This window comes from Gilliamella sp. X-23 (genome assembly GCF_057063545.1).
Genome location: NZ_JBXSQG010000002.1, coordinates 177,822 through 202,146, shown reverse-complemented (window position 1 = coordinate 202,146; position 24,325 = coordinate 177,822). Strand labels below are relative to the sequence as shown.

Sequence of the window (24,325 nt, the reverse complement as noted above, 5' to 3'; positions counted from 1 at the left end):
ATTTGATGCAAAAATTCAAAAATCCTGAATCTGTTCTAGTGGTGATTTTCTGCCAGACAACAAATCGCTGCCTTATGTTGCAGCGTAAAGACGATCCTTGTTTTTGGCAATCAGTTACAGGTAGCATGGAAGCTAATGAATCGCCATTAGATACTGCGATTCGTGAAGTTTTTGAAGAAACAGGCATTGATATTATAGGGCAACATCTTGAGTTAATTGATGCAAAGCATACCGTTGAGTTTGAGATTTTTCCTCAATTTAGACATAGATATGCGCCAGAAGTTAAGATAAATAAAGAACATTGGTTTTATCTGCCTCTTCTTAATGAGGTAACACCTGTGCTTACTGAACATTTAGCTTATCAATGGCTAACGATTGATGAGGCTGCCAGTCTTACTTTATCGCCAAATAACAGTGAGGCTATTGGTAAAATTCATAGTTTGATTAAATCTTAATTAAGAGGTCGAAAATGAAATTGAGTCTATCTGCTCTTGTGTTTTCCTGTTTATGTTTTTTTGTACCAATCAGTCATGCTGAAATAAGTATAAAAAAGTGCCAACCCAATCAAAGTGATTATGTTATTTTTGATGAATATGACGCTAAAATCGCTGAAAAGATCATTGATTATAAATTGCATGACCAACCCGAAAAGCGTGAAAATAGCATTATTCAGATATTTGCTAATGAAAATAGTGATGATCGCAATGACTGGCTAGCCTCGTTCCGATTCGATGATGAATCTGAACAATATTTATTTTATCAAGTTGATCAGGATGAATTTATTGAAATTGACAAAAAACAGTTTGAAACCCTATTACCTAAAATTGTTGCGTGTAATCAAAATAAGCAAGTACCTATTTACAGTGAAAACTTTGATGCTGATTAATTCAATTGCATGATAGTTTTTCATCAAGGATTAAAAGACTTTTAGATTTGGTTAACTCAAGATGAGTCAGTAACAGGGAGTAATAATACATGCATTTTTCAAATTTTAGAGATTTTTTAGATTATCTTGAGCAGCAAGGCGAATTAAAACGAATTACTTTTCCTGTTAATCCTTATCTTGAAATGACCGAAATTGCTGATCGCGTATTACGCAGCGAAGGTCCTGCCTTATTATTTGAAAACCCGATTGGTTATGATATGCCTGTTTTATGTAATCTGTTTGGTACCGCCAAACGTGTTGCAATGGGCATGGGGCGTGAAGATACTTCAGCTTTGCGTGAAATCGGTGAGTTATTGGCATTTTTGCGTGAACCCGAACCACCCAAAGGCATACGGCAATTTTTTAATATATTACCTAAATATAAACAAGTGTTTAATATGCCTGTCAAACATCGTTCATCAGCTCCCTGCCAAGAGGTGATTTTTAAGGATGATGAAGTGGATTTGACGCGATTACCTATTATGCATTGCTGGCCCGATGATGTAGCACCGCTGTTATCTTGGGGACTGACTATTACTAAAGGTCCTTATAAAGATCGGCAAAATTTAGGTATTTATCGCTTGCAGCTTTTAGGTAAAAATAAATTAATTATGCGCTGGCTTTCACATCGTGGCGGGGCGCTTGATTTTGCCGAGTGGCAACAAGAAAATCCTAACCAAAAATTCCCTGTTAGCGTTGTGATTGGTGCTGATCCTGCAACCATTTTAGCTGCAGTGACACCCGTGCCAGACACTTTATCCGAATATGCTTTTTCTGGATTATTACGCGGTAGTCGAACCGAAGTGGTGAAATCATTATCAAACGATTTAGACGTTCCTGCTAGTGCAGAAATTGTGCTTGAAGGTTATATCGATCCTAATGAATTAGCGTCAGAAGGTCCGTATGGCGATCACACTGGCTATTATAATGAAGTTGAGCAATTTTCCGTATTTACTGTGACACATTTAACTCGTCGTAAAGATGCGATTTATCATTCAACCTATACTGGTAGGCCGCCAGATGAACCTGCGGTAATGGGACTTGCGTTGAATGAGGTCTTTATACCGATTTTACAAAAACAATTTCCTGAAATTGTCGATTTTTATTTACCTCCCGAAGGATGTTCATATCGTATTGCGATTGTGACAATTAAAAAACAATATCCAGGTCATGCTAAACGCATTATGATGGGGGTTTGGTCTTATCTAAGGCAATTTATGTATACAAAATTTGTGATTGTCTGTGATGATGATATTAATGCCCGTGACTGGAAAGATGTTATGTGGGCTATTTCAACACGCATGGATCCTCAGCGTGATACTACTTTTATTGATAATACACCTATCGACTATTTAGATTTTGCCTCACCGGTTTCTGGACTGGGCTCTAAAATGGGGTTGGATGCGACCAATAAATGGCCGGGTGAAACCAATCGTGAATGGGGAAAAATTATCAAGAAAGATTCTAAAGTTGTTGCTCGGATTGATGAAATTTGGGATGAACTTGGTTTATAGACTAATATATTGTTTATTAAAGGGAAAATAAATTTATACAGCTTGATATAAAAAATATAATTTCAAACTGAATAGGTATTAAACAAACACTATTCCCTTTGGCTACATTTATGTATAATTATTATTAATGTCACTATAATTAAAAAATATGAAAAAAAATCGAATCTTATTAGTACTATTATTATCTATTTCTTATGGTGCAATGGCTACAAATTATAAGACTCAATCTGACGATACGCAATTGATGCTTAAAGAGTCAGAGTCACTGCTCCCGTCTTTACGCTTGTCTGCAGAAAAAGGAAACGCAGAAGCTCAGTACTCATTAGGTGGTTTTTATAAAAAAGGATTGGGTGTTGAAGCTAGTGATGTTCGTGCTTTTTTTTGGTATAAAAAAGCAGCAGAACAAGGACTTGCCAAAGCACAAAATAATTTAGCGTTTATGTATCAAAGCGGATTGGGAACCAAGCGTGATTTAAACGAAGCTGTTAAATATTTTAAATTAGCATCTGATCAAAATTATGCATTAGCTAAATATAATTTAGCTTTAATGTATCAAGAAGGTGAGGGTGTAGAAAAAAACACATTAACGGCAATTGACTACTTTACACAAGCTGGTGATGAAGGTATTTATGATGCTTATTTAAACTTGGGGATGATCTATTTTTTTGGTGATGGCGTCCCCAAAGATCGCATGACTGCGGCGGACTGGTTTAGCAAAGCTGCGAAAGATAATATTCCAGAAGCACAATATTATTTAGGACTAATGTCAGAAAATGGTGATGGTTTGACTCAAGATTATATGGCGGCTAGCTATTTTTATACACAAGCAGCAGAACGAGGGCATGTGCTAGCTATGTATAATTTAGCCATTATGTATGCAACAGGAACGGGAACGAAACCTGATAATACACAAGCAGCCTATTGGTTTACTAAAGCTGCACAAGCCGGCAATGCTGATGCTCAATATAATATTGGCGTGATGTATGATGTAGGCGGTGGTGTTGCTAAAGACGAGAAAAAAGCCGTTGAATGGTATCTAAAAGCTGCAGAGCAAGGCAGCGTTGATGCTCAATATAATTTGGGCGTTAAATATCTAGAAGGTGAAGCTGTTAATAAAGATCAAGAGCAGGCTATCTATTGGTTTACTAAAGCTAGCGAGCAAGGGGATCAAGACGCTAAAGCTTATTTAGAACAGTTATTACCTAAAAAATAAAAAAAAGCATTGTGTTTTTTAGATTATTGACAAACCTCGATATCATTCGGAGGGTATTTTTTATTGGGATGCTATCGTCTAACATACATTTTTGTTTATTTTGATAATAATGCACTGTGTTTGATTAGTCATAATGGCGATATTTTTGGATAGTTGTTTTATCAATTCATACCTGTCTGGTAGCAAAAATATCGGTGCTTTTTGGCCTATTATAAATACACTTCTTTTGGGTTTCTCTCTTGATATATCATCTATTATTAGAACTTGTTTTTTTGCCCCATATTACATAAGTAAATGATTTTTATTAAAAATAAAAACTCTAATAAAATCAATACCTTTCCTAACCGTTTTGTATCTTAAATAAGATCGTTGTTTGTTCGGCATTGAGCAATAGCTTCGGCTATTTTATACATCAAGCAGATGAAAGAACTCGTTAAAAAGCGAGTCCTTTGTTAACAACAGAAAAAGCATTGATCTTTTTTATCCTGAGTTTCGCATACCAGCTGCAATTCCAGAAATAGTAATCATTAATCCTTGTTCTACTATGATATTCTCGTTATCGCTGTATTTTCGTGAACGACTTAATAGCTCAGCCTGTAATAAATTTAATGGTTCAATATAAGTATTACGCAAAGCCACTGACTGTGCTATCCACGGTAAATCAGCCATTAAGCTAATATCATCAGTAATGGTTAGCACGGTATTGATATCTTGGGTTAACAAATTTCTTAACTCTTCGCCTAATGGCCATAAAGCAGGATCAACTAAACGTTGTTCATAATATTTGTGGATGTTTGGTGCCGCTTTGGCATAGACCATTTCAAGCATACCTAATCGGGAATTAAAAAAAGGCCAATTGTGATACATCTCTTTAAGAAGATTTTGATTACCATCTGCAATTGCTGCTCTAAGTGCACTACCAGCACCAAGCCAAGACGGTACCATTAAACGATTTTGTGTCCAAGCAAAAATCCATGGGATAGCACGTAAACTTTCAATACCACCGCCCGTACGGCGTTTTTGTGGTCTGGAACCAAGTGGTAATCTACCTAATTCAGCTTCTGGCGTTACTGCTCTAAAATAATCAACAAATTCAGCACGTTCTCGTACATAACTACGATAGCAATTGCATGAAAGTTCTGACATTTTATCCATGATATCACGCCAAGCTTGTTTAGGTGCTGGTGGTGGCAATAAGTTGGCTTGTAAAATCGCTGATGTATACAGCATTAAACTGCTGAGTGCCACTTCTGGCAGACCAAGTTTGAAACGAATCATTTCGCCTTGTTCTGTCACCCTAAGTCCGCCTTTTAATGATCCTGGCGGTTGTGAAAGTAGTGCGGCATGCGCTGGTGCTCCACCTCGACCTATTGAACCTCCTCGTCCGTGGAATAGCACTAAATTAGTATTATATTTTTTAAATAAGTTAACTAATTCTTCTTGAGATCGATATTGTGCCCAAGATGCTGCGAGTGTCCCTGCATCTTTAGCCGAGTCAGAGTAGCCTATCATCACCATCTGCTTACCTTGAATTTTATTGCGATACCAAGGAATATCCAGCAGTTTTTGCATCACCGATTTTGCGTTATTTAAGTCTTCTAATGTTTCAAATAACGGTGCAACTGGAATATATTTTTGGCAATCAACAATTTTCAATAATAAGTAAACGGCTAATATATCAGAAGGGGCTTTAGCCATTGATATTACGTAAGAGGCAATCGATTCTTCGCCAGCTTTTTTTATTACACGACAAGTATCTAATACTTCTTGGACCATTTGATCTGGTTGCCAGTTATAAGGTAATAATGGTCGATTAGATTGTAACTCTGTTAATAAAAATGCTTGTTTTTCTTCCTCTGACCATTTTGCATAGCTACCTAAATTAAGTTCTGTAGTTAATGCGTCAAGCGCTTCGGTGTGTACAGAGCTGTCTTGGCGAATATCTAATCTGACTAATTGTAAACCAAAACTTTTTATGCGTCGTAAAGTATCAAGTAATGGACCATGGGCTATGGTTGACATGCCATTATCAATTAATGACTCATAACAGGTATAAAGCGGTATCCATAATTGTTCATTTTTAATTAAAATATCACTAGGTGGTAATACTCGTTCATTATTTAGTAAAGCTTCAATATAATTATGAGTGTTAATTAAACGTGTTCGTAACTGTTTCATTACCGCTCGATAGGGCTCGGAAGCGGTTTTATTTTTTTCATCTAACAGATCAATAACTGAATCACTACATTCCGTCATTGAAAGTTCACGAACAAGTATTTGAATATCGGCTAAAAATAACTCAATGGCTTTTAATCTAGCTTGTAGCATGACTTTTTCGGTCACTTTTGCTGTCACATTTGGATTACCATCACGATCTCCGCCCATCCATGAGGTGAATTTAATAGGCACATGATCAACTGGTAATTGCTCATCAAAAGCATCTACCAGCTGGTCATTAAGCTCACGCAAAAATAGAGGCACTCCTTCCCATAAGCTATCTTCAATGACCGAAAAACCCCATTTGGCTTCATCAATGGGGGTAGGGCGTTTTTTGCGGATTTCATCGGTATACCATGCCTGACAAACTAGCTGTTTTAAGCGGCGCATAATTCGTTCTATTTCATAGTCGGCTAAATCATCATGATCCAGTTGAGATAAACAGTTATTAATAGCCGTATAAGTATTTATCATGGTTCGGCGATTAATTTCGGTCGGGTGTGCAGTTAGCACCAATTCAATCGATAACTCATTAATCGCTTCTGTAATAGTTTGATTTGAAAAATTGAGATTTTTAAGTGTACTAAATAATTCAGTCATTTTTTGGGGGCTACTAGATGCTTCTCCATGGGGAGAAATACCATAATATTCAGCAGCCGTATTGACTAAATTTAAAAACTGATTAAATGCGCGTGCAACATGTAATAAATCATCATCATTAAGGTTTTCAATTAATTTGAGTAGCTTATTATGTGCTTGGGTGTTTCCTTGTTGAGCTGATTTTGATAGCTTTCTTATTTTTTCAACTAAATCAAAGGTTTCATTGCCAGTGGCGCGTTTTATCGCATTTCCCAGTAAAGTGCCTAACATATTGACATTACTTCGCATTGAGGAATATTTATGATTCATGATTTTCTCGTCTTCGATTTTATTATGCCTAAGCACCTTTAAGCTGCATGACCCAAAATGACAAATTAATGGGATAGGTATAATGATTGGTTAATGTGCTTAATTTATATACTTTATAACAATTTCGCTTTGAATTTAAATAATAAAATTTTATGGTTTTTATTTTTTTTAGTTGTTTTAATTATATTCACCATGAAAGGTCAACAAATAAAAATGTCACATTTAATTGTGATATACTCCCCCAAATACAGTTTAATAAGCTTATTTTTCGATGAACACGGTGTTTGTAAACTGTATCTTGATATCATTTGGGTATATACTAACAGTATTATCAATACATATTGGATTATTTAATGATCGCTGTTTTTTATATTGCGTCGATTATTGCAGTTGTTGCTAGCGTAAAAGTGATTAGTTGCTTACGGATAGATAAAGCAATTTTATACCTTGTTATTTCGCTTTTTGCTTCAGCATTGATATTTATTCTACTTGATAACTATTTTTCTGCTGTTTTATATATCTTATTATTTATTGGTGGATCGGTAACTATTTTTTTACTTGTTGCTTCAATTTTGAAAATTAGTTCGGATAATGTAGAGCACAACAAACACGGTATTAGTCCAAAAATTTGGTTGGGACCGCTAATTTTAGCCTTTATTTTACTTGTTGTTCTTATTTATGGTGTAGTAAGTGCTAATTATTCAGAATTAAAAGAATCTTATGAATTAATGCATGAAATGTCCATATATGCCTACATTTTGATGGCGGAATTAGCCTTGTTTTTATTATTAGGTGCAGCCGTGATTTCTTATCATTTTATGCATCGGCTTATGTCGGAGAAATAATATGATTCCACTCATGTATTGTCTTATTTTGGCTTCTATTTTATTTGTGATTGGGCTATTAGGAGTAATGATTCGACGTGATTTTTATTTTTTATTACTTAGCCTGACCATTATGAATAATGGTGCAATAATTGCATTGTTTGCAGCAAGTAGCTATTGGCAACAATCTGATGGACAAGTACTGGCAATATTAGCGGTAATAACAACTTTAGCTGAAGTTTGTGTTGGTCTTGCATTAATGATGAAACTATTCTACCGTCGAAAAATCTTTAATATTGACTCATTGAGTGAAATGAAAGGATGAATTTACTTTATTTAACTATTATTGTTCCCTTGCTCACTTTTCTAATATTAGTTTGCTTCGGAAGGCATATTCGATCAATTAATGTGATGATTATTGGTATTAATACCATGCTATTAATTACATTAATTACTATCTTTTCTTGTATTGACTTTAGTTCAAACATAGTCCCAGACATGAGCTTAGTTTATACTAGGCCGTTGTGGAATTGGTTTTCAGTGGGCGATTTTATTGTGCCTATTTCTTTAACCTTAGATGGTTTATCACTAATTTTTTTAGTTTTAATCTCATTCTTCGGTTTTTTGATCTACTTCTTTGCGGCTTGCTATTTAACGTCAAGCAAGGATATTTATAATTTTTACGCTTACAGTAATTTATTAATTGCCAGTATATTAACCGTCATATTAGTTGATAATTTGTTTGTTCTGTTAATTGGCTGGGAAGGTGTGAGCATAAGTACTTACTTACTTATTGGTATCTACTACAAACAGGCTCGTAATGGTTATGCGGCAGTAAAAGCCTTTATCATTATGCATTTAACAGATATCTTTCTAATTATTGGCATATTTTTATTGTATCAAACATTAGAAACATTAAATATTCATGATGTATTGGCGCAAGCACATGATAACTTGGCCGTTGACTCAGACATCATATTTTGGATAACTTTAATGTTGTTCCTTGGTGCAATGAGTAAGTCTGCACTATTTCCTATGCATTCCTGGTTTGCTCAAACAACTTTAGCACCAATGCCTGCGGTAGCTTTATTACAATCTTCAACAGTGATTTTAGCGGGAGTATATTTAGTTTTAAGGCTAAGTAATTTATTTATGATGTCGAGTGATGTTCTTGCTATTATATCGGTAATTTCATCATTAACTATATTATTTGCTAGCACTATTGCCTTAGTGCAATATGATATTAAACGAATTATCACCTATATTAATTTAGCGCAAATTAGCTATCTATTTTATGCTTTTTCAACGCAGAGTTGGAGCTTGTCTCTTAATTACTTAATTAATTATGCCGTAACAAGCACATTGCTGATTTTAGCTTCATCAATTTTAATCAAAAAATGCCAAGGTGAACGCGATATAAGCAAAATGGGAGGCTTAATTAAATCGTTTCCGATGTTATATTCGGTATTTTTGTTTATTATGCTATCACTGAGTGCTATGCCTTGGATCTCATCATCATTTTATATTAAGGGCGATATCATATTAGGCTTAATGACTCAAAATAAATTGATATCTGGGACTATTGGTTTATTAGGTATATTGCTTTCTAGTTTAAATATTTGGCGTTTGATTTCAATTGTATTTTATCACAAACAAAAACAGTATGATTTTGCAAAAACTAAATGGATAAGTTATTTTCCAATTTTTATATTATTGATATTCCCTACTGCGTTATTTATCTATTTCCCATTGCCAATTCGCGGTATTATTCCAATCGCCGAGTTAGACACTAACGGACAATTGCTCTTCCAGTTACTGTTAGCCGCAGTGACAGGATTAAGCTTCTTGATTGCCTATATTTTATATGCGCGTCCAAATAACGAAGTACAAGAAGTTTTAAATACGCCAATGATTAAATTCTTTTTAAGATTATGTAATAGTGATTGGCGTTATGATTATTTGTTGCATACTCTATTTGTTAAACCTTATGTCTACCTAGCTAATTTGTTAAAAAAAGATCCATTAATTTTATGGGATAATTGGGTCATGTGGGGTATTAGAAAGATAAATGAATTCATCGTTGACTTAGAAAATGGGCAAATTCGATGGTATATGCTGTCAATGGTTATAGGTAGCATTACCATATTAATGTTACTGATTTTTATTTAAAAGGTGTAATCATTCATGTTGTTATGGCTTGTTTTTTTACCTGTAATAGGCGGATTTATTGGTTGGTTATGCCATGTATGTCTACAACGAGGTGTTGTTTCTGTCAATGTACAAATTCGTTGGTCTAAACTACCAATAATTGTGGCATTTATCACTATTTGTCTTACATTATTAATAACGATAATATTATGGATAGATGCCGTAAATGTATTAAATCAAGGGGAAAACTGGATAAAAGAAGTTAATCTGGATTGGATCCCTTTGTTAGGTATTCATTTTCACCTTGTTTTAGATGGTCTATCGATAGTCGTTATCACATCAACTCTATTCATCGTGTTATTGACGATTGCCTATTCGAGTAAAGAAAATCTAAATAATCTTGGCTTATTTTATTTATGCCTATTATTTATGACATCAGCCATTATGATGTTATTTGTAATCACTGACTTATTTTTAATGTTCTTCTTTTGGGAAGCGGTCGCAATACCTATCTATTTTTTAATTTCGCTATGGGGAAGACGAGATTCAAGCTCACAATTACGTTTTAATGGAGCAAGCAAATTTTTGATTTATACTCAATTGAGCAGCTTACTTATGCTTATCTCCATTGTATCATTAGCCTTAATTAACTGGAACTTAACAGGGCATTGGACGTTTGATTATCAGGTACTAACAAAAACACCAATTTCAAGTGATACTGAATTTTTGCTCATGCTTGGATTCTTAGCCGCTTTTATTGTGCGAATCCCTTTTGTTCCTTTTCATGGCTGGTTTATTGAAGCTCATATGGAATCTTCAACAACGGGATCAATGATGATCAGTGGTTTATTACTCAATACAGCAGCATTTGGTTTATTGCGTTTTGTTATACCACTATTTCCAAATGCTTCCATCATGATTATGCCAATTATGTTAGTTCTTGCTTTGCTTACAATTGTTTATGCAGCGCTAGTTGCATTTAATCAAACGGATATTAAAAAACTTATTGCTTATATCCATATAGCGTTAATGGGATTTGTTACAGCAATTATTTATAGTGGTTCTGTGATTGCTTATCAAGGTGTGGTTATTCAAATGATAGCCATTAATTTAGCAATAGTTGGCATGTTTATTATTAGTGGATTATTGGGTGAATGTTACTCAACACGAAACATAACTCAATTTATTGGGCTTAAAGAGCGAGTACCTTATCTATCTTCATTTACCTTGTATTTTATTTTAGCAGTATTGGGGATTCCTGGAACAGCTAATTTTGTTGGCAATTATATGATGTTACTTGGTAGTTATAGTGCCTTTTCCTTTTATACAATTTTGCTCGTAATTGGCTTATTATTGCTTTCTATTTCATTTATTGTCCGTATGCAGCCTATTTTTTATGGTGCTGTCGATAAAGGGGGAGCACCAAAATATCTTCTTAGTAAAAAAGATCTTTTGTTATTATCAAGCACCTTAATTGTCCTTATCTTTATTGGCTTGTATCCTCAAGTGGTTTTAGATATGTCTTATTCTGTTATGAATCAAACACAACAATACATAACTACAGAGCGAGTGGGAGAGTAATCACCTATGATAGCTTTATCGCCTATTTTTGTATTAAGCTTTGTCATCATTGTTTTATTATTTTTATTGTTTGTTTTTAAAATAGGTACCAAAGGGTGTGCTATTTTAACGGTATGTGGATTATCCTGCGCATTAATTTTCTCTGTGGTGGTTGGTTATAAAATTTCGTTTAGCACACAAGCTATTACTGATATCAGCAGTGACAATATGCAAATATCGGTACCAGTTTCTGACCCTATTAAAGAACCCAATCCATCGGACGAAGAAACAATTGCAATTGATTCTGTGCCTACAGAATCGGTGGAATCACCGAATGAAAATATAAGTATTGACGATAATATTAACAACAGTGCTGTTGATAATACTAATACCGATATAAATATGGATGCTAACTCTAATTCTCATATTGATGATGGTTCTAACATTGATGACCCTTCAATGGCAGAATGGAAAGCACGCCATATCACCGCTCTTTTTACCTGTGATGGTTATGGATTACTTTATACGAGTTTGATTTTGATGATATCCATTGCAGTTGCATGCTTTGCTTATCGTTGGTTTAAACAAGAACAGGTTCAGCACGGATTATTTTATTTAATTCTGCTTTTTATGGTATTAGGTGGTGTAACACTGGTATACGCCAGCCATTTAATCGCATTTTTTGTTGGAATTGAACTATTATCCATTCCTTTTGTGGGATTAATTGGTTATCAATATACGCAGACTCATTCATTAGAAGCTGCTGTTAAATATATGATTTTATCGGCTGTTGCAAGCGTATTTTTATTGATGGGAATTGCTTTTTATTATGCAACGACAGGGGAGCTGACTTTCAGTGGGCTAAGCTATCAGCTTTCAACAATGTCTTACCCAAGCACATTACTACTAATAGGTGTTTGTTTAATGTTGGTTGGTATTGGTTTTAAATTATCACTGGTGCCGTTTCAACTTTGGCTGCCTGATGTTTATCAAGGCGCGCCAACGGTTGTCGCCTTATTATTATCAACAGTTGGAAAAGTTGCAGTTTTCTGTGCCATCGCAAGGCTATTTCTATTGGCACCGATCGTTAATAATGAAGCCATCCGTATTATTTTAGTCATTATGGCTTTTTGTTCTATTTTGTGGGGCAATTTATTGGCGTTAAAGCAAAGTAGCTTAAAGCGATTACTTGCCTATTCATCAATAGCGCATTTCGGCTATCTATTTACGGCTTTAATTGCTGTCCAATATCAAGTACTTGCATTAGAAACCATTGGCGTTTACCTAATTGGGTATATTTTAGCTAATATCTGTATATTAGGTGCGATCAGTTTAGATTCGCATTCTAACGAACTGCAAGATCATGAAAGCGAAATTGATCTTTCAGGGCTATTTTGGCGCAGACCAATTCTTGCATTAGCGATGGGCATTGGGTTTTTATCTTTAGCAGGGACACCACTAACAGCGGGGTTTGTTGGGCGATTTTTACTGGTGTTATTAGGTGTAACTGCTGAATTATGGTGGTTAGTTGCCGCCGTAGTTATTGGTAGTGCATTGGGGCTTTATTTTTATGCTCGTTTAATTATCAATCTTTATATTAGGCCGCCTTGTCGTGATGGACAAATGTTAAGTGGAACTTCAATTAAATTAAAATGGAAAGATATTAGAATAAGTGAGTTAATCATCGTATTATGTGCCTTATTGACACTGCTTTGTGGAATTTACCCTAGATGGTTATTTAACTTAGTTAGTATGGCGCAATATTTAACTACGTAATTAACGTTTATCCGCCTTCAATCGCTTAGTTGGCGGAGTTATATTAACCAAAGTAGCTTAAAGCACTTTTTATACTAAAACGCATGCTTTCCTGAAATTTTTTGACAAGAAATAGTTAATAACAGATTTATTTATTGTGTTATAATTCCGACCTTTGAAAATTTAGTTTGAAACAAGAGGACCAGTATGGATTTTTTAATCTCTAATGCCTATGCAGCCGATGGTAGCCAACCAGGTGGCGATTATTTGATGCCAATTATGTTAGTTGTGTTTGGTTTATTTTTCTATTTTATGATTATGCGCCCACAGCAAAAACGCGCTAAAGCACATCGTGAGTTAATGGCATCAATTTCAAAAGGTGATGAAGTTTTAACCAATGGCGGGCTTATCGGTCGTGTATCAAAAGTTAACGAAAATGGTTACATCGCGTTAGAATTAAATGATACGACTGAAGTTGTGATCAAGCGTGACTTTATTACATCAGTTTTACCAAAAGGAACAATGAAATCACTATAATAGGCTGTTATCTATTATCTTTCATTGTATTAATTACCTAATCCTACAAGAGAATATGTCGTGTTAAACCGCTATCCTTTGTGGAAGTACATTATGTTGGTCGTTGTCATTTGCTTCGGCCTTCTTTATGCACTTCCAAATATTTATGGTGAAGATCCCGCTATACAAATTTCAGGTTCAAATACTGCTGAAATCGATGTTGCTACACGAGATCAAGTTAAAAAACTTTTGTCTGATAATCATATCCAACCGAAATCATTAGTTTACGATAATAAATCGATATTGATTCGTGTTGGTGATAACGATACCCAGCTTAAAGCAAAAGAACTTATATCTGAAGCATTGGGTGAAAAGTATATTGTTGCATTAAATTTAGCACCAGCAACGCCTACATGGCTTACTGTGTTAGGTGCAGAACCTATGAAATTGGGTCTTGATTTGCGTGGTGGTGTTCACTTCTTAATGGAAGTCGATATGGCCACCGCATTAAGTAAACTCACTGAACAATCTATCGAAAACATCAAAGCTGAATTTACTAATAGCAAGTTAAATTATAAAACGATCAGCAAAGATAGTGATCAGCAAATTGTAATGCAATTTGATAATACTGAAGATCGTAATAAAGCCATTACCAAGATCAATGGAATACAAGATTATAAAGTGATATCCCAACGCGACAACAGTATCGTCATCAATGTCAGTGAACAACGTTTACAGCAAGCGAAAAATGATGCTGTCCAACAAAACACTACCATTCTACGTAATCGTGTTAACCAACTCGGTGTTGCTGAACCAATCGTTCAACGTCAAGGGGCAGATCGCATTGTCGTTGAATTACCCGGCATACAAGACACTGCATTAGCCAAGCGTATTTTGGGAGCAACAGCAACATTAGAATTTAGACAAGTTAACGAAGAGAGTACGCCTAATTTGCCAGCTATTCTAAATGGTGAGATGCGTATTCCTTATGGTTCAGAAATTCAGTATATGGAAAACGGTCGTCCTGTACTACTGTATAAACGTATTGTATTAACAGGGGATCATATTACCGATTCTTCATATCGTGTTAATCAATATGGCCAACCCGAAGTAGCTATTACACTTGATGGTTCAGGGGGTAAAAGAATGCTTGATTTTACCCAAAAAAATCTTCATAAAGCGATGGCAACCCTATTTGTTGAATACAAAGATACCGGTAAACGTGATGAAAACGATAAACCGATCTTTGAAAAACAAGAACGAGTTATCAACGTTGCGACTATTCAAGGTATTTTTAGTGATCGCTTCCAAGTAACCGGTATTGGTAATATTGATGAAGCTAAAAATTTATCACTATTATTACGTGCTGGGGCATTAATTGCACCAATTCAAATTATTGAAGAACGAACAGTAGGGCCATCAATGGGGCAAGAAAATATTACCCAAGGTCTAGAATCTTGCGCATGGGGGTTAGCGATTTCTGTTATCTTTATGCTAGTGATGTATCGTCTGTTTGGCGTGTTTGCTAGCCTTGCATTAGTTGCAAACTTAATTTTAATTGTTGGTGCAATGTCTTTACTTCCTGGGGCAACGCTAAGTATGCCTGGTATCGCAGGTATTGTGTTAACTGTGGGGATGGCAGTTGATGCTAATGTACTGATTAATGAAAGAATAAAAGAAGAACTTAGTAATGGACGTGGTGTTCAGCATGCAATTAATGAAGGGTACGCGGGCGCTTGGAGCAGTATTTTTGATGCCAACCTGACCACTTTAATTACTGCTGTTATTCTTTATGCAGTTGGTACAGGATCAATTAAAGGTTTTGCCATTACACTAGGCATCGGTATTGTAACATCAATGTTTACATCGATTGTCGGTACTCGTGCATTAGCCAATCTTATTTATGGCGGTCGTCGCGTTAATAAGTTATCAATTTAGAGGTTTATTGTGAGTATTACTAAAAAACAAAATCATGATGTTAGAGAGTTAAATCATGGCCGCAGAGTCCTCGACTTTTTAAAATTTGGCTTTATTGCTTTTGTTATTTCAATGTTATTAGTTGTCGCATCGTTTGTGGTTATTTTTGTTAAAGGATTTAATCTAGGACAAGATTTCACTGGCGGTACAACTGTCGAGCTCACCGTAACAAAAGCCGTTAACCTTGATGACCTTCGTAACAGCTTACGCAATGCTGGCTACCACGAACCGATAGTACAATATTACGGTAGTAGTAAAGATATCATCATTAGATTACCTTCGGCCAAGCAAGAAGATGGTAGTGCCTCATCCGCTATTGATAATGCACTAGGCACCAAAATTTCCAATTTAATTCATAAAGATATTGATGCAGATGCTCAAATTAAACGGATTGAATTTGTTGGTCCAACTGTTGGTTCTGAACTTGCGCAAGATGGTGTTTTGGCAATCTGTGCCGCATTAGTGTGTATTTTAATCTATATTGCCTTTCGTTTTGAGTGGCGATTCGGTACAGGTGCAGTTGTGGCCTTAGCGCATGATGTTATCATCACCGCAGGTTATTTATCGCTATTTGAACGAGAACTTGATTTAACAATCATTGCTGCGATGTTATCGATTATTGGTTATTCTCTTAACGATACCATTGTTGTTTTCGACCGAATTCGCGAGAATTTTAGAAAGATTCGCCGAGCAGAACCTTACGATGTTATTAATATCTCATTAACACAGACATTGCATCGTACTTTAATGACATCAGGTACAACTCTTGCAGTGGTCGTTATTCTGTATATCTTTGGCGGTTCAATGTTAAAAGGCTTCTCTGAAACATTAGGCGTTGGTATTGTGCTTGGTACAATCTCATCAATTTATGTAGCGGCTTATATGTCACTTAAATTGGGCGTAAAACGTGAACACTTTATGCCACCTAAAATTGAAGCCGAAGGTGCAGATCAACCTTCAATATTACGTTAATTATATAAACTCTGCCATCAATAGGCAGAGTTTTATCAGGCTGTTTTTCAAACAAATAATATCAAATCGATTGACACTTATTATTTAGTTGCATATTATTAGCCACAGTTTTATCCCTTACTATTTGGGGCCATAGCTCAGCTGGGAGAGCGCAACGCTGGCAGCGTTGAGGTCAGGGGTTCGATCCCCCTTGGCTCCACCAATTCAATATTCTGTAAGATTCTTTAAAACCTATTAAAAAACACAAAATCTGCGCCTCCTTTGCTAGAAGGTATATAAACAAAATTGATTTAATAAATAAAAAAATCAATTAATTGTTGAATATCTCCAAATATTAAACTCAATTCTATTAAAAGTGAATGAACAATTTTGTATATATAAATATAGTGCAACGATGAAACCCACTAAGTGATACTTTTGTACATAATCTAATAGTGATAGGATATAAAAAGTTAAATAAACAAAAGGTATAAAATCGTGACTTATAAACCTACCCAAGCGCCAAACAAATGTGAGAATATGAACCACATTCGTGCCGAAATAGATCAGATTGACCATTCCATAATTAAATTGCTTGCTACACGCTTTGAATACGTCAAAGCTGCCAGTAAGTTCAAAAAAAATACCACTGACGTACAAGCCAAAGAACGTTTTGACAGTATGCTAGAACAACGAAAACAATGGTCGAATGAATTAGGGCTCAATGGCGAAATCATCAAAAATCTATATGCAAATTTAGTACGATATTTTATCGATGAAGAATTGAAATATTTCAAAAACAAAGAAAAATAAAAACAGAAATTTCATTAAAAATAGTTATAAAAAATATTTATTTTATATGATATTTTAACAATATTAATGAGCTCATAAGGAAGAGGTAACATGGCTTATACAAATAAACAGCAGTTATTAGATGAAATAAACAAAACAGCCAAGTTATTTATTGATGAGTTTATAGTTTTATCTGAATCACAAAAAGACTCTTTGGTAGAGGGCGTTGATCGTACTCCTGCACAAATGATTGCTTATCAACTCGGTTGGCTTAATTTGGTGAAATCTTGGGATGATGATGAACTTGCTGGTCAAACACCTGAATTACCGGCCTCTGGATACAAATGGAATCAATTGGGTAATTTGTATCAGCAATTTTATAAAACATATCAATACCTATCATTACAGGCATTAATTCAAGCATTTAATCAGAAAATCACTATTTGGAATGATTGGATTCAATCTTTGAACGAAGACACTTTGTTTATAAAAGATAGCCGTAATTGGACTAAACCTTATCCTGAATCTTGGACTGTTGCTCGATTTATCCATATCAATTCTGTGGCGCCGTTTAAATCGTTTAGAGCAAAAATCAGAAAGTGGAAAAAGCTAAATGCATCAGTTTAAAATTATATTCAATATAATGTAAGGAGAATAATATGTCTTTTACAGAAACAGAACGACAGCAATTGACGGAACTTAAATTCGTGGGTGCCAAAATTATTGAAAGACTTGAAGAGATGAACTTCGATTCTTTCGATAAATTGCGTAATGCTAGTTTAGATGAAATCCTTAATAAAGGTGCGTTATTAACAGGTTCAACTTGTTGGAAAAACAGTCATCAAGCAAAAACGGCAATAAGTAATATTTTGAGTTTGGTTAACAATGCGTAGTATTGTTTGTTTTTTTATGAAATGCGTGTTTTAGCCAGCAATCTTATTTTATCTTCGTCTTATTAATTAGGTTTTGCTCATTTAGTTGAAGTTTGGCAAAATAGGCAACTTAGTTGAGGCTTGCCTTGAATGACTGATTTGTTAATAATCAATAAGAAGTTACATCAATATGCTATTGTTAAATAGAGCAGGAATGGAATTGGGATGAATAGTCGAATTAAACAACCTATAACAGTATTATTTATCTTGAGCTGCTTAAGCAGTATGGTCATTTGTTCTGCACCTGTTTCTGCTGATGAAGAACAGCCAGTGCTCCTTCAAACAGAGTCTCAAACCGAGGTCGAAGTGGGTGTTAATCCCCTAACTCAATTACCTGAAACGAAGCAAATTGATATTGTTGGTCCACACCAAATACATGAGGAAATTTATCATAAGACTATCTATTCACTTTCAGGTCACCCTAAGTATCCAGATGATTTTCAACATCTTGATTATGTCAATCCTAATGCACCAAAAGGTGGTGTGATTAAACTGGCCGAAATTGGCTCTTTTGATAATTTGAATCGCTTTGCTAGCCGTGGTGCACCTGAACGTAATTCTGGGGCGCTATATGATAGTCTTTTTACTAATACTGAGGATGATATTACTAGTTTTTATCCACTTATTGCGACGTCAATTACCTATTCTAACCAATATCGCTGGGCAGAAGTGGCGATTAATCCTAATGCCCGTTTTCAAGATGACAAACCCATTACGGCACACGATGTTGTGTTTACTTTTGATAAATTTATGACTGAAGGGGTGCCTCTATATCGTGTTTATAATAAAGGTGTTACGGTTAAAGCGATAGATGATTACCATGTTAGGATTGATATTCCAGAGTCAGATCGTGAGAAGCTTCTTTCATTTGTTGGTAGTATGCGAGTTATCCCTAAACATTTTTGGCAACATCATGATTTTTCAGAGCCATTAAGTACGCCGCCAGTTGGTAGTGGTCCTTACTATATTAGTGATTATAAAATGGGGCAATATGTTGTTTATCGACGTAATCCCAATTATTGGGCGCGCGATTTGCCAATTAATAAGGGCTTAGATAATTTTGATGAAAAGCGTATTGATTACTATATGGATAATAGCGTTTCGTTAGAAGCCTTTAAAGCGGGCGAATATGATTTACGCGATGAAGATCAACCTAAAAATTGGTTTACTCAATATCAAGGTAAATATTTTGATGCTAACCATATTATTAAACAAGAAAAACCGGTTAAAACAGCAACCGACACTAAGTGGCTTGCATTTAATTTACAAAAAGAGCTATTTAAAGATATTAAAGTGCGAAAAGCTATCACACTGGCGTTTGATTTTGAATGGTTAAATCATGCCTTTTATTATGACAGTTACAAAAGACCTTATAGTTTTTTTGAAAACACTATTTATGCGGCAAAGGGTAAACCAACAGAGCAAGAATTAAAGTGGTTAAATCCTTATAAACATATTATTCCAGAAGCCGTTTTTAAGAACGCTTATTTTATTCCAAAAAGTGATGGTAACGGCTTTAATCGCGATAATTTATTAAAAGCTGCTGAATTATTAAAACAAGCCGGATGGGTGATTAAAGACGGTAAGTTGATTAATGATAAAACGCAGCAACCGTTTGAATTTGAGTTGATCAGTTATCTTGGTAACGATATTAAATATGCGGTTCCATTTCAACAGAATTTAGCCCGTTTAGGGATCACCATGAAAATCACCTTATTAGATTCAGCACAACACTTACGTCGTGTTCGTGAGCGTGATTATGATATGGTTGCACGTGATTATTATGCTGTAAATTATCCAAATTCTAATTTGTTGATGTTTTGGGGTAGTGAGTATCTTAACTCGTCATGGAACGCTTCTGGTTTACATAATAAGGCTATCGATAGCATTATCGCTGAAATTATTAAAAATGTGGATAATCAAGAAGCACTTGTCCCATTAGGGCGTGCGCTTGATCGTATTTTAACGCAAGAATATCCAATGATTCCTATGTGGTATAATAGCAAATCGTACTATGCATACTGGAACAAATTTGGGCAACCAACTATACAGCCAACTTATGCGATAGGGGTTGATAGTTGGTGGTATGACGCAGAAAAAGCAGCTAACCTGCCTAAAAATCGGGAACATTAATATGCTAAATTACTTTATTCGTCGATTGTTACTGATTATTCCAACATTATTTGTGATTTTAACAATCAACTTTTTTATTGTGCAAGTGGCGCCAGGTGGACCGGTCGATCAGGCGCTTGCTATGATTGAAAATGGATCGCAAGCAGGGCAAGGGCTATTGCCGGGGAATGATGGTACGTCTACATCAGTACATCAATATAAAAATGAGTCAAACTATCGTGGATCACGTGGGCTTGATCCACAGGTTATCTCGATGATCGAAAAACAATACGGCTTTGATAAACCAATATTTGAACGTTATATCGAAACGCTAAAGAAATACATATTATTTGATTTTGGTAACAGTTTTTTTAAAAGTGAATCGGTATTAGGATTGATTGCCAAAAGTTTACCTGTTTCAATTTCATTGGGATTATGGAGTACGTTAATTGTCTATCTAATCTCAATTCCTTTAGGTATTCGCAAAGCGGTGAAAGATGGTTCAGCATTTGATTTTTGGTCAAGTACCTTAATTATTATTGGTTATGCCATACCACCTTTTTTATTAGCAGTGTTGTTAATTGTATTGTTTGCCGGTGGTAGTTATTGGGATGTTTTTCCACTTCGCGGGCTTATTGCGAATAATTTTGATCAACTTGACTTTTGGGGCAAGGTAAAAGACTACGCGTGGCACATGTGCTTACCGACTATTACTATGTCAATTAGTGGTTTTGCTTCCTTGACAATGTTGACAAAGAACTCGTTTTTAGATGAAATCCGCAAGCAGTATGTAATCACTGCACGAGCGAAAGGGTTGAGCGAAAGGCAAATTATGTATAAGCATGTTTTTCGCAATGCAACGTTACTGATTGTATCGGGATTTCCTGCTGCTTTTGTGGGTATTTTATTTACCGGTTCGTTACTAATTGAGATCATATTTTCTCTTAATGGGCTTGGCTTATTGGGCTATGAGGCAATTATTCAACGTGATTACCCTGTGATTTTTGGGACGCTTTATATTTTTACATTAGTTGGACTCATCACAAAACTGCTGTCTGATTTATCTTACATGATGATAGACCCACGCATTGACTTTGAGGCTAGAAACTGATGACCACTCATTATTCTTTTAATCAACAACGCTGGCAACGATTTAAACATAATCGTCGTGGTTATTATTCACTTTGGTTATTTTCGATCTTTTTTGTGATTAGCTTATTTGCTGATTTTATTGTTAACGATAGGCCCATTTTTATTAAATATCAGGATAATTACTATTCACCAATTTTTCATTTTTATCCAGAAACGGAGTTTGGTGGGAAATTAGAAACGCAAACCAATTATCTTGATCCTGCCGTGCAAAATAAAATAGAAGCGAATGGCTGGATTTTATGGCCGCCGTTTCGCTACAGTTATAGTACGCTAATCTATGATACGCAAAATACTTTTCCTACCCCGCCTTCAACATCGCATTGGTTAGGTACAACTGATGCGGGTTTCGATGTACTGGCTAATATCTTATATGGTTTTCGTATTTCGATGTTTTTTGCTATTTTTTTGACGTTGTTTACTTCATTTATTGGTGTCAGCATCGGTGCAATCCAAGGTTATTATGGTGGAGCAGTAGACCTGATAGGGCAGCGATTTATTGAAATCTGGTCTGGTTTACCGGGTTTATTTGTGATTATTTTATTAGCCAGCATTTTGCCACTTAATTTTTGGTGGTTGTTGGGTATTACTGTTTTATTTGGTTGGATGGGGCTAGCCAATGTTGTGCGTACCGAGTTTTTACGGACTCGCAATTTTGATTATATCCGAGCAGCTAAAGCAATGGGGATTAGTGATAGTAGCATTATGTTTAGACACATCTTACCTAATGCGATAGTGGCAACATTAACCTTTTTACCGTTTATCCTTTGTGGCGCTATTACGACGATAACTTCGTTGGATTTTTTAGGTTTTGGCTTGCCGATTGATTCACCATCTCTTGGTCGATTATTGCTGCAAGGTAAAAATAATTTACAAGCTCCTTGGCTTGGTATTAGTTCATTTTTAATTATAGCTACGTTACTTTCTTTACTTATTTTTATTGGTGAGGCAGTAAGGGATGCATTCGATCCAAGCAAAGGAGCGTATCGATGAGTTCTCCTTTATTATCCGTTCAGGATTTAAGTATCGCTTTTAAATGTGGTACACAAACGATATCACAAGTCGTGAGTAATATCAGCTTTGATATTGATGAGCAAGAAACATTGGCACTCGTTGGTGAGTCAGGTTCAGGTAAAAGTGTTACCGCTTTGTCTATCCTGCGTTTGCTACATAAAGAGCAAGTAGTTTATCCAACTGGCGATATTTTATTTGAAGAAAACTCTTTATTATCAGCACCAGATAAAGAACTTCGTCAGGTACGTGGTAATCAAATTAGTATGATTTTCCAAGAACCAATGGTGTCATTGAACCCTCTACATACGGTTGAAAAACAGCTTTATGAAGTACTAGCATTACATCGAGGCATGCATCAACACGATGCGCGTTGCGAGATTTTGCAATATCTTGATCGTGTGGGAATTAAAGAGCCAAAAAGTAAATTATCGGCTTATCCCCACCAGTTATCAGGTGGCGAAAGGCAGCGAGTTATGATCGCTATGGCAATTTTAACCCACCCTAAGTTATTAATAGCAGATGAACCAACCACCGCTTTAGATGTGTCAGTTCAAGCTCAAATTATTCAGTTATTAAAAGAGTTAAAAAACGAACTGAATATGAGCATGCTATTTATTTCGCATAATCTTACCATTGTTAAAAAATTGGCCGATAAAGTAGCTGTTATGCAAAAAGGCGAAATTGTTGAATATAATAATAAGCAGCGTATTTTTTTACGTCCAGAACATAAATATACGCAAACACTATTAAATTCACAGCCAAATGGTGATCCGGTACCTTTGCCTGATACTCCTGGAATACTGCTTAATGTAAATCACCTGAGCGTTGAGGTTATTGCCAAAAAACGTTTATTTAGTAGTCAAAAAAAACAAATAGTTAATAATATTGGTTTTACTGTGCACCAAGGTGAAACTGTTGGGATTGTTGGTGAATCAGGATCGGGAAAAACGACCGCTGCACTAGCCATTTTACGCTTGATTAAATCACAAGGTAACATTGTATTTGATAGCCATTCTATACAAAACCTAACTGGCAAAAAACTATTACCATTTCGAAGCCGTATTCAAGTTGTGTTCCAAGATCCGTTCTCATCACTTAACCCACGCTTTAATGTCGAGCAGATTATTTGTGAAGGGTTAATGACACACAAAAAACTAAGCAAAACTGAGCGTGAAAAGGCCTTAATTGATATTATGCAAGAAGTTGGTCTTGATCCTGAAATGCGTTATCGCAATCCTACTGAATTTTCGGGTGGTCAGCGTCAGCGTATAGCCATTGCCCGAGCTTTAATTTTACAACCAGAATTATTGATTTTAGATGAGCCAACTTCATCGTTAGATCATACCATTCAAAAACAGATTATTCATTTGTTAAAGTCATTGCAAGAAAAGTATCAGCTTAGTTATTTGTTTATTAGTCATGATTTAGCGTTGGTTTATGCAATGTGTCATCAAGTAGTTGTAATGAAAGAAGGCCGAATTGTTGAGCAAGGTACGCGTGAAAAGGTTTTCTACTCTCCAGAAGAAGAATACACCAAGGCGTTACTTTCATTTTTAGACAAACGACCTCGTAAACAAAGTAAAATTTTGATACATCAGGAAAAGGTTGAATCTGAAAAGGTCGAAACAGCTGAAAAAGTAGAAACTACAGCAAAATTTGCTCATAGCGATGATACTCAACAACATCAACAGAAAAATAAGGAGCCAGACAAAAAGGTCAATTGGGGCGATGCGCTGTTAATGCGTAAAAAATAAATATCTAAACCCGTATTTTAGCAATGATTTATATGACAAATCATTGCTAATAAATCAATATTT

General features: G+C 35.4%; 20 protein-coding genes and 1 tRNA gene. 20 read left to right on the top strand and 1 reads right to left on the bottom strand.

Annotated features, from left to right (window positions below):
• The first annotated feature begins 5 nt into the window (after positions 1–5).
• From nudB to ACYH9I_RS02570, 4 genes are all read left to right on the top strand, one after another.
• Positions 6–455, top strand: coding sequence for a dihydroneopterin triphosphate diphosphatase (nudB, locus tag ACYH9I_RS02585; RefSeq protein ID WP_483558673.1), 450 nt, complete (start codon positions 6–8; stop codon positions 453–455).
• Positions 456–469: 14 nt separating this feature from the next.
• Positions 470–886, top strand: coding sequence for a hypothetical protein (locus ACYH9I_RS02580; protein ID WP_483558671.1), 417 nt, complete (start codon positions 470–472; stop codon positions 884–886).
• An 89-nt stretch (positions 887–975) separates the two neighbouring features.
• On the top strand, positions 976–2,439 hold the full coding sequence (gene ubiD, locus ACYH9I_RS02575) for a 4-hydroxy-3-polyprenylbenzoate decarboxylase (protein WP_483558670.1): 1,464 nt from the start codon (positions 976–978) through the stop codon (positions 2,437–2,439).
• Positions 2,440–2,587: 148 nt separating this feature from the next.
• On the top strand, positions 2,588–3,652 hold the full coding sequence (locus ACYH9I_RS02570; RefSeq protein ID WP_483558668.1) for an SEL1-like repeat protein: 1,065 nt from the start codon (positions 2,588–2,590) through the stop codon (positions 3,650–3,652).
• 480 nt (positions 3,653–4,132) lie between these two features.
• Here ACYH9I_RS02570 and ppc read toward each other — a convergent pair whose 3' ends face one another.
• Positions 4,133–6,778: a phosphoenolpyruvate carboxylase gene (ppc, locus tag ACYH9I_RS02565; protein WP_483558666.1), complete on the bottom strand. Its 2,646-nt coding sequence runs from the start codon at positions 6,776–6,778 to the stop codon at positions 4,133–4,135.
• 353 nt (positions 6,779–7,131) lie between these two features.
• Between ppc and ACYH9I_RS02560 the strand changes: the two genes are divergently transcribed.
• From ACYH9I_RS02560 to yejF, 16 genes are all read left to right on the top strand, one after another.
• Complete coding sequence (locus ACYH9I_RS02560) at positions 7,132–7,623, top strand: NADH-quinone oxidoreductase subunit J (protein WP_483558664.1); 492 nt, start codon at positions 7,132–7,134, stop codon at positions 7,621–7,623.
• A 1-nt stretch (position 7,624) separates the two neighbouring features.
• A complete protein-coding gene (gene nuoK, locus ACYH9I_RS02555; RefSeq protein ID WP_483558663.1) occupies positions 7,625–7,927 on the top strand; it encodes an NADH-quinone oxidoreductase subunit NuoK in 303 nt (100 codons plus the stop codon).
• Positions 7,924–9,771: an NADH-quinone oxidoreductase subunit 5 family protein gene (locus ACYH9I_RS02550; RefSeq protein WP_483558661.1), complete on the top strand. Its 1,848-nt coding sequence runs from the start codon at positions 7,924–7,926 to the stop codon at positions 9,769–9,771. Before nuoK ends, ACYH9I_RS02550 begins: the two co-directional genes overlap by 4 nt.
• A 15-nt stretch (positions 9,772–9,786) precedes the next feature.
• Positions 9,787–11,331 carry a complex I subunit 4 family protein gene (locus ACYH9I_RS02545; RefSeq protein ID WP_483558659.1) on the top strand — a complete coding sequence of 515 codons (1,545 nt, stop codon included), beginning with the start codon at positions 9,787–9,789 and terminating at the stop codon, positions 11,329–11,331.
• Positions 11,332–11,337: 6 nt separating this feature from the next.
• Positions 11,338–13,086 carry an NADH-quinone oxidoreductase subunit N gene (locus ACYH9I_RS02540; protein ID WP_483558657.1) on the top strand — a complete coding sequence of 583 codons (1,749 nt, stop codon included), beginning with the start codon at positions 11,338–11,340 and terminating at the stop codon, positions 13,084–13,086.
• Positions 13,087–13,272: 186 nt separating this feature from the next.
• Positions 13,273–13,602 (top strand): preprotein translocase subunit YajC, encoded by a 330-nt coding sequence (gene yajC / locus ACYH9I_RS02535; RefSeq protein WP_483558656.1) that lies wholly within the window; start codon positions 13,273–13,275, stop codon positions 13,600–13,602.
• 60 nt (positions 13,603–13,662) lie between these two features.
• Positions 13,663–15,519: a protein translocase subunit SecD gene (gene secD, locus ACYH9I_RS02530; RefSeq protein WP_483558654.1), complete on the top strand. Its 1,857-nt coding sequence runs from the start codon at positions 13,663–13,665 to the stop codon at positions 15,517–15,519.
• 15 nt (positions 15,520–15,534) lie between these two features.
• Complete coding sequence (gene secF, locus ACYH9I_RS02525) at positions 15,535–16,530, top strand: protein translocase subunit SecF (protein ID WP_483558728.1); 996 nt, start codon at positions 15,535–15,537, stop codon at positions 16,528–16,530.
• A 126-nt stretch (positions 16,531–16,656) separates the two neighbouring features.
• Positions 16,657–16,732: transfer RNA gene (locus tag ACYH9I_RS02520), tRNA-Ala, on the top strand.
• Positions 16,733–17,049: 317 nt separating this feature from the next.
• Positions 17,050–17,322: a chorismate mutase gene (locus ACYH9I_RS02515; RefSeq protein WP_483558652.1), complete on the top strand. Its 273-nt coding sequence runs from the start codon at positions 17,050–17,052 to the stop codon at positions 17,320–17,322.
• A 90-nt stretch (positions 17,323–17,412) separates the two neighbouring features.
• On the top strand, positions 17,413–17,928 hold the full coding sequence (locus ACYH9I_RS02510; RefSeq protein ID WP_483558650.1) for a ClbS/DfsB family four-helix bundle protein: 516 nt from the start codon (positions 17,413–17,415) through the stop codon (positions 17,926–17,928).
• 32 nt (positions 17,929–17,960) lie between these two features.
• Entirely contained in the window at positions 17,961–18,194 is a 234-nt protein-coding gene (locus tag ACYH9I_RS02505; RefSeq protein ID WP_483558649.1) for a helix-hairpin-helix domain-containing protein, read from the top strand.
• A gap of 204 nt (positions 18,195–18,398) precedes the next feature.
• Positions 18,399–20,366: an extracellular solute-binding protein gene (locus ACYH9I_RS02500; RefSeq protein ID WP_483558647.1), complete on the top strand. Its 1,968-nt coding sequence runs from the start codon at positions 18,399–18,401 to the stop codon at positions 20,364–20,366.
• 1 nt (position 20,367) lies between these two features.
• The gene (locus ACYH9I_RS02495; protein WP_483558645.1) at positions 20,368–21,456 is read left to right on the top strand and encodes a microcin C ABC transporter permease YejB; all 1,089 of its coding nucleotides are present in this window, start codon (positions 20,368–20,370) and stop codon (positions 21,454–21,456) included.
• Positions 21,456–22,487: an ABC transporter permease gene (locus ACYH9I_RS02490; RefSeq protein ID WP_483558643.1), complete on the top strand. Its 1,032-nt coding sequence runs from the start codon at positions 21,456–21,458 to the stop codon at positions 22,485–22,487. Before ACYH9I_RS02495 ends, ACYH9I_RS02490 begins: the two co-directional genes overlap by 1 nt.
• Entirely contained in the window at positions 22,484–24,262 is a 1,779-nt protein-coding gene (gene yejF, locus ACYH9I_RS02485; RefSeq protein ID WP_483558642.1) for a microcin C ABC transporter ATP-binding protein YejF, read from the top strand. Before ACYH9I_RS02490 ends, yejF begins: the two co-directional genes overlap by 4 nt.
• Positions 24,263–24,325: the final 63 nt, after the last annotated feature.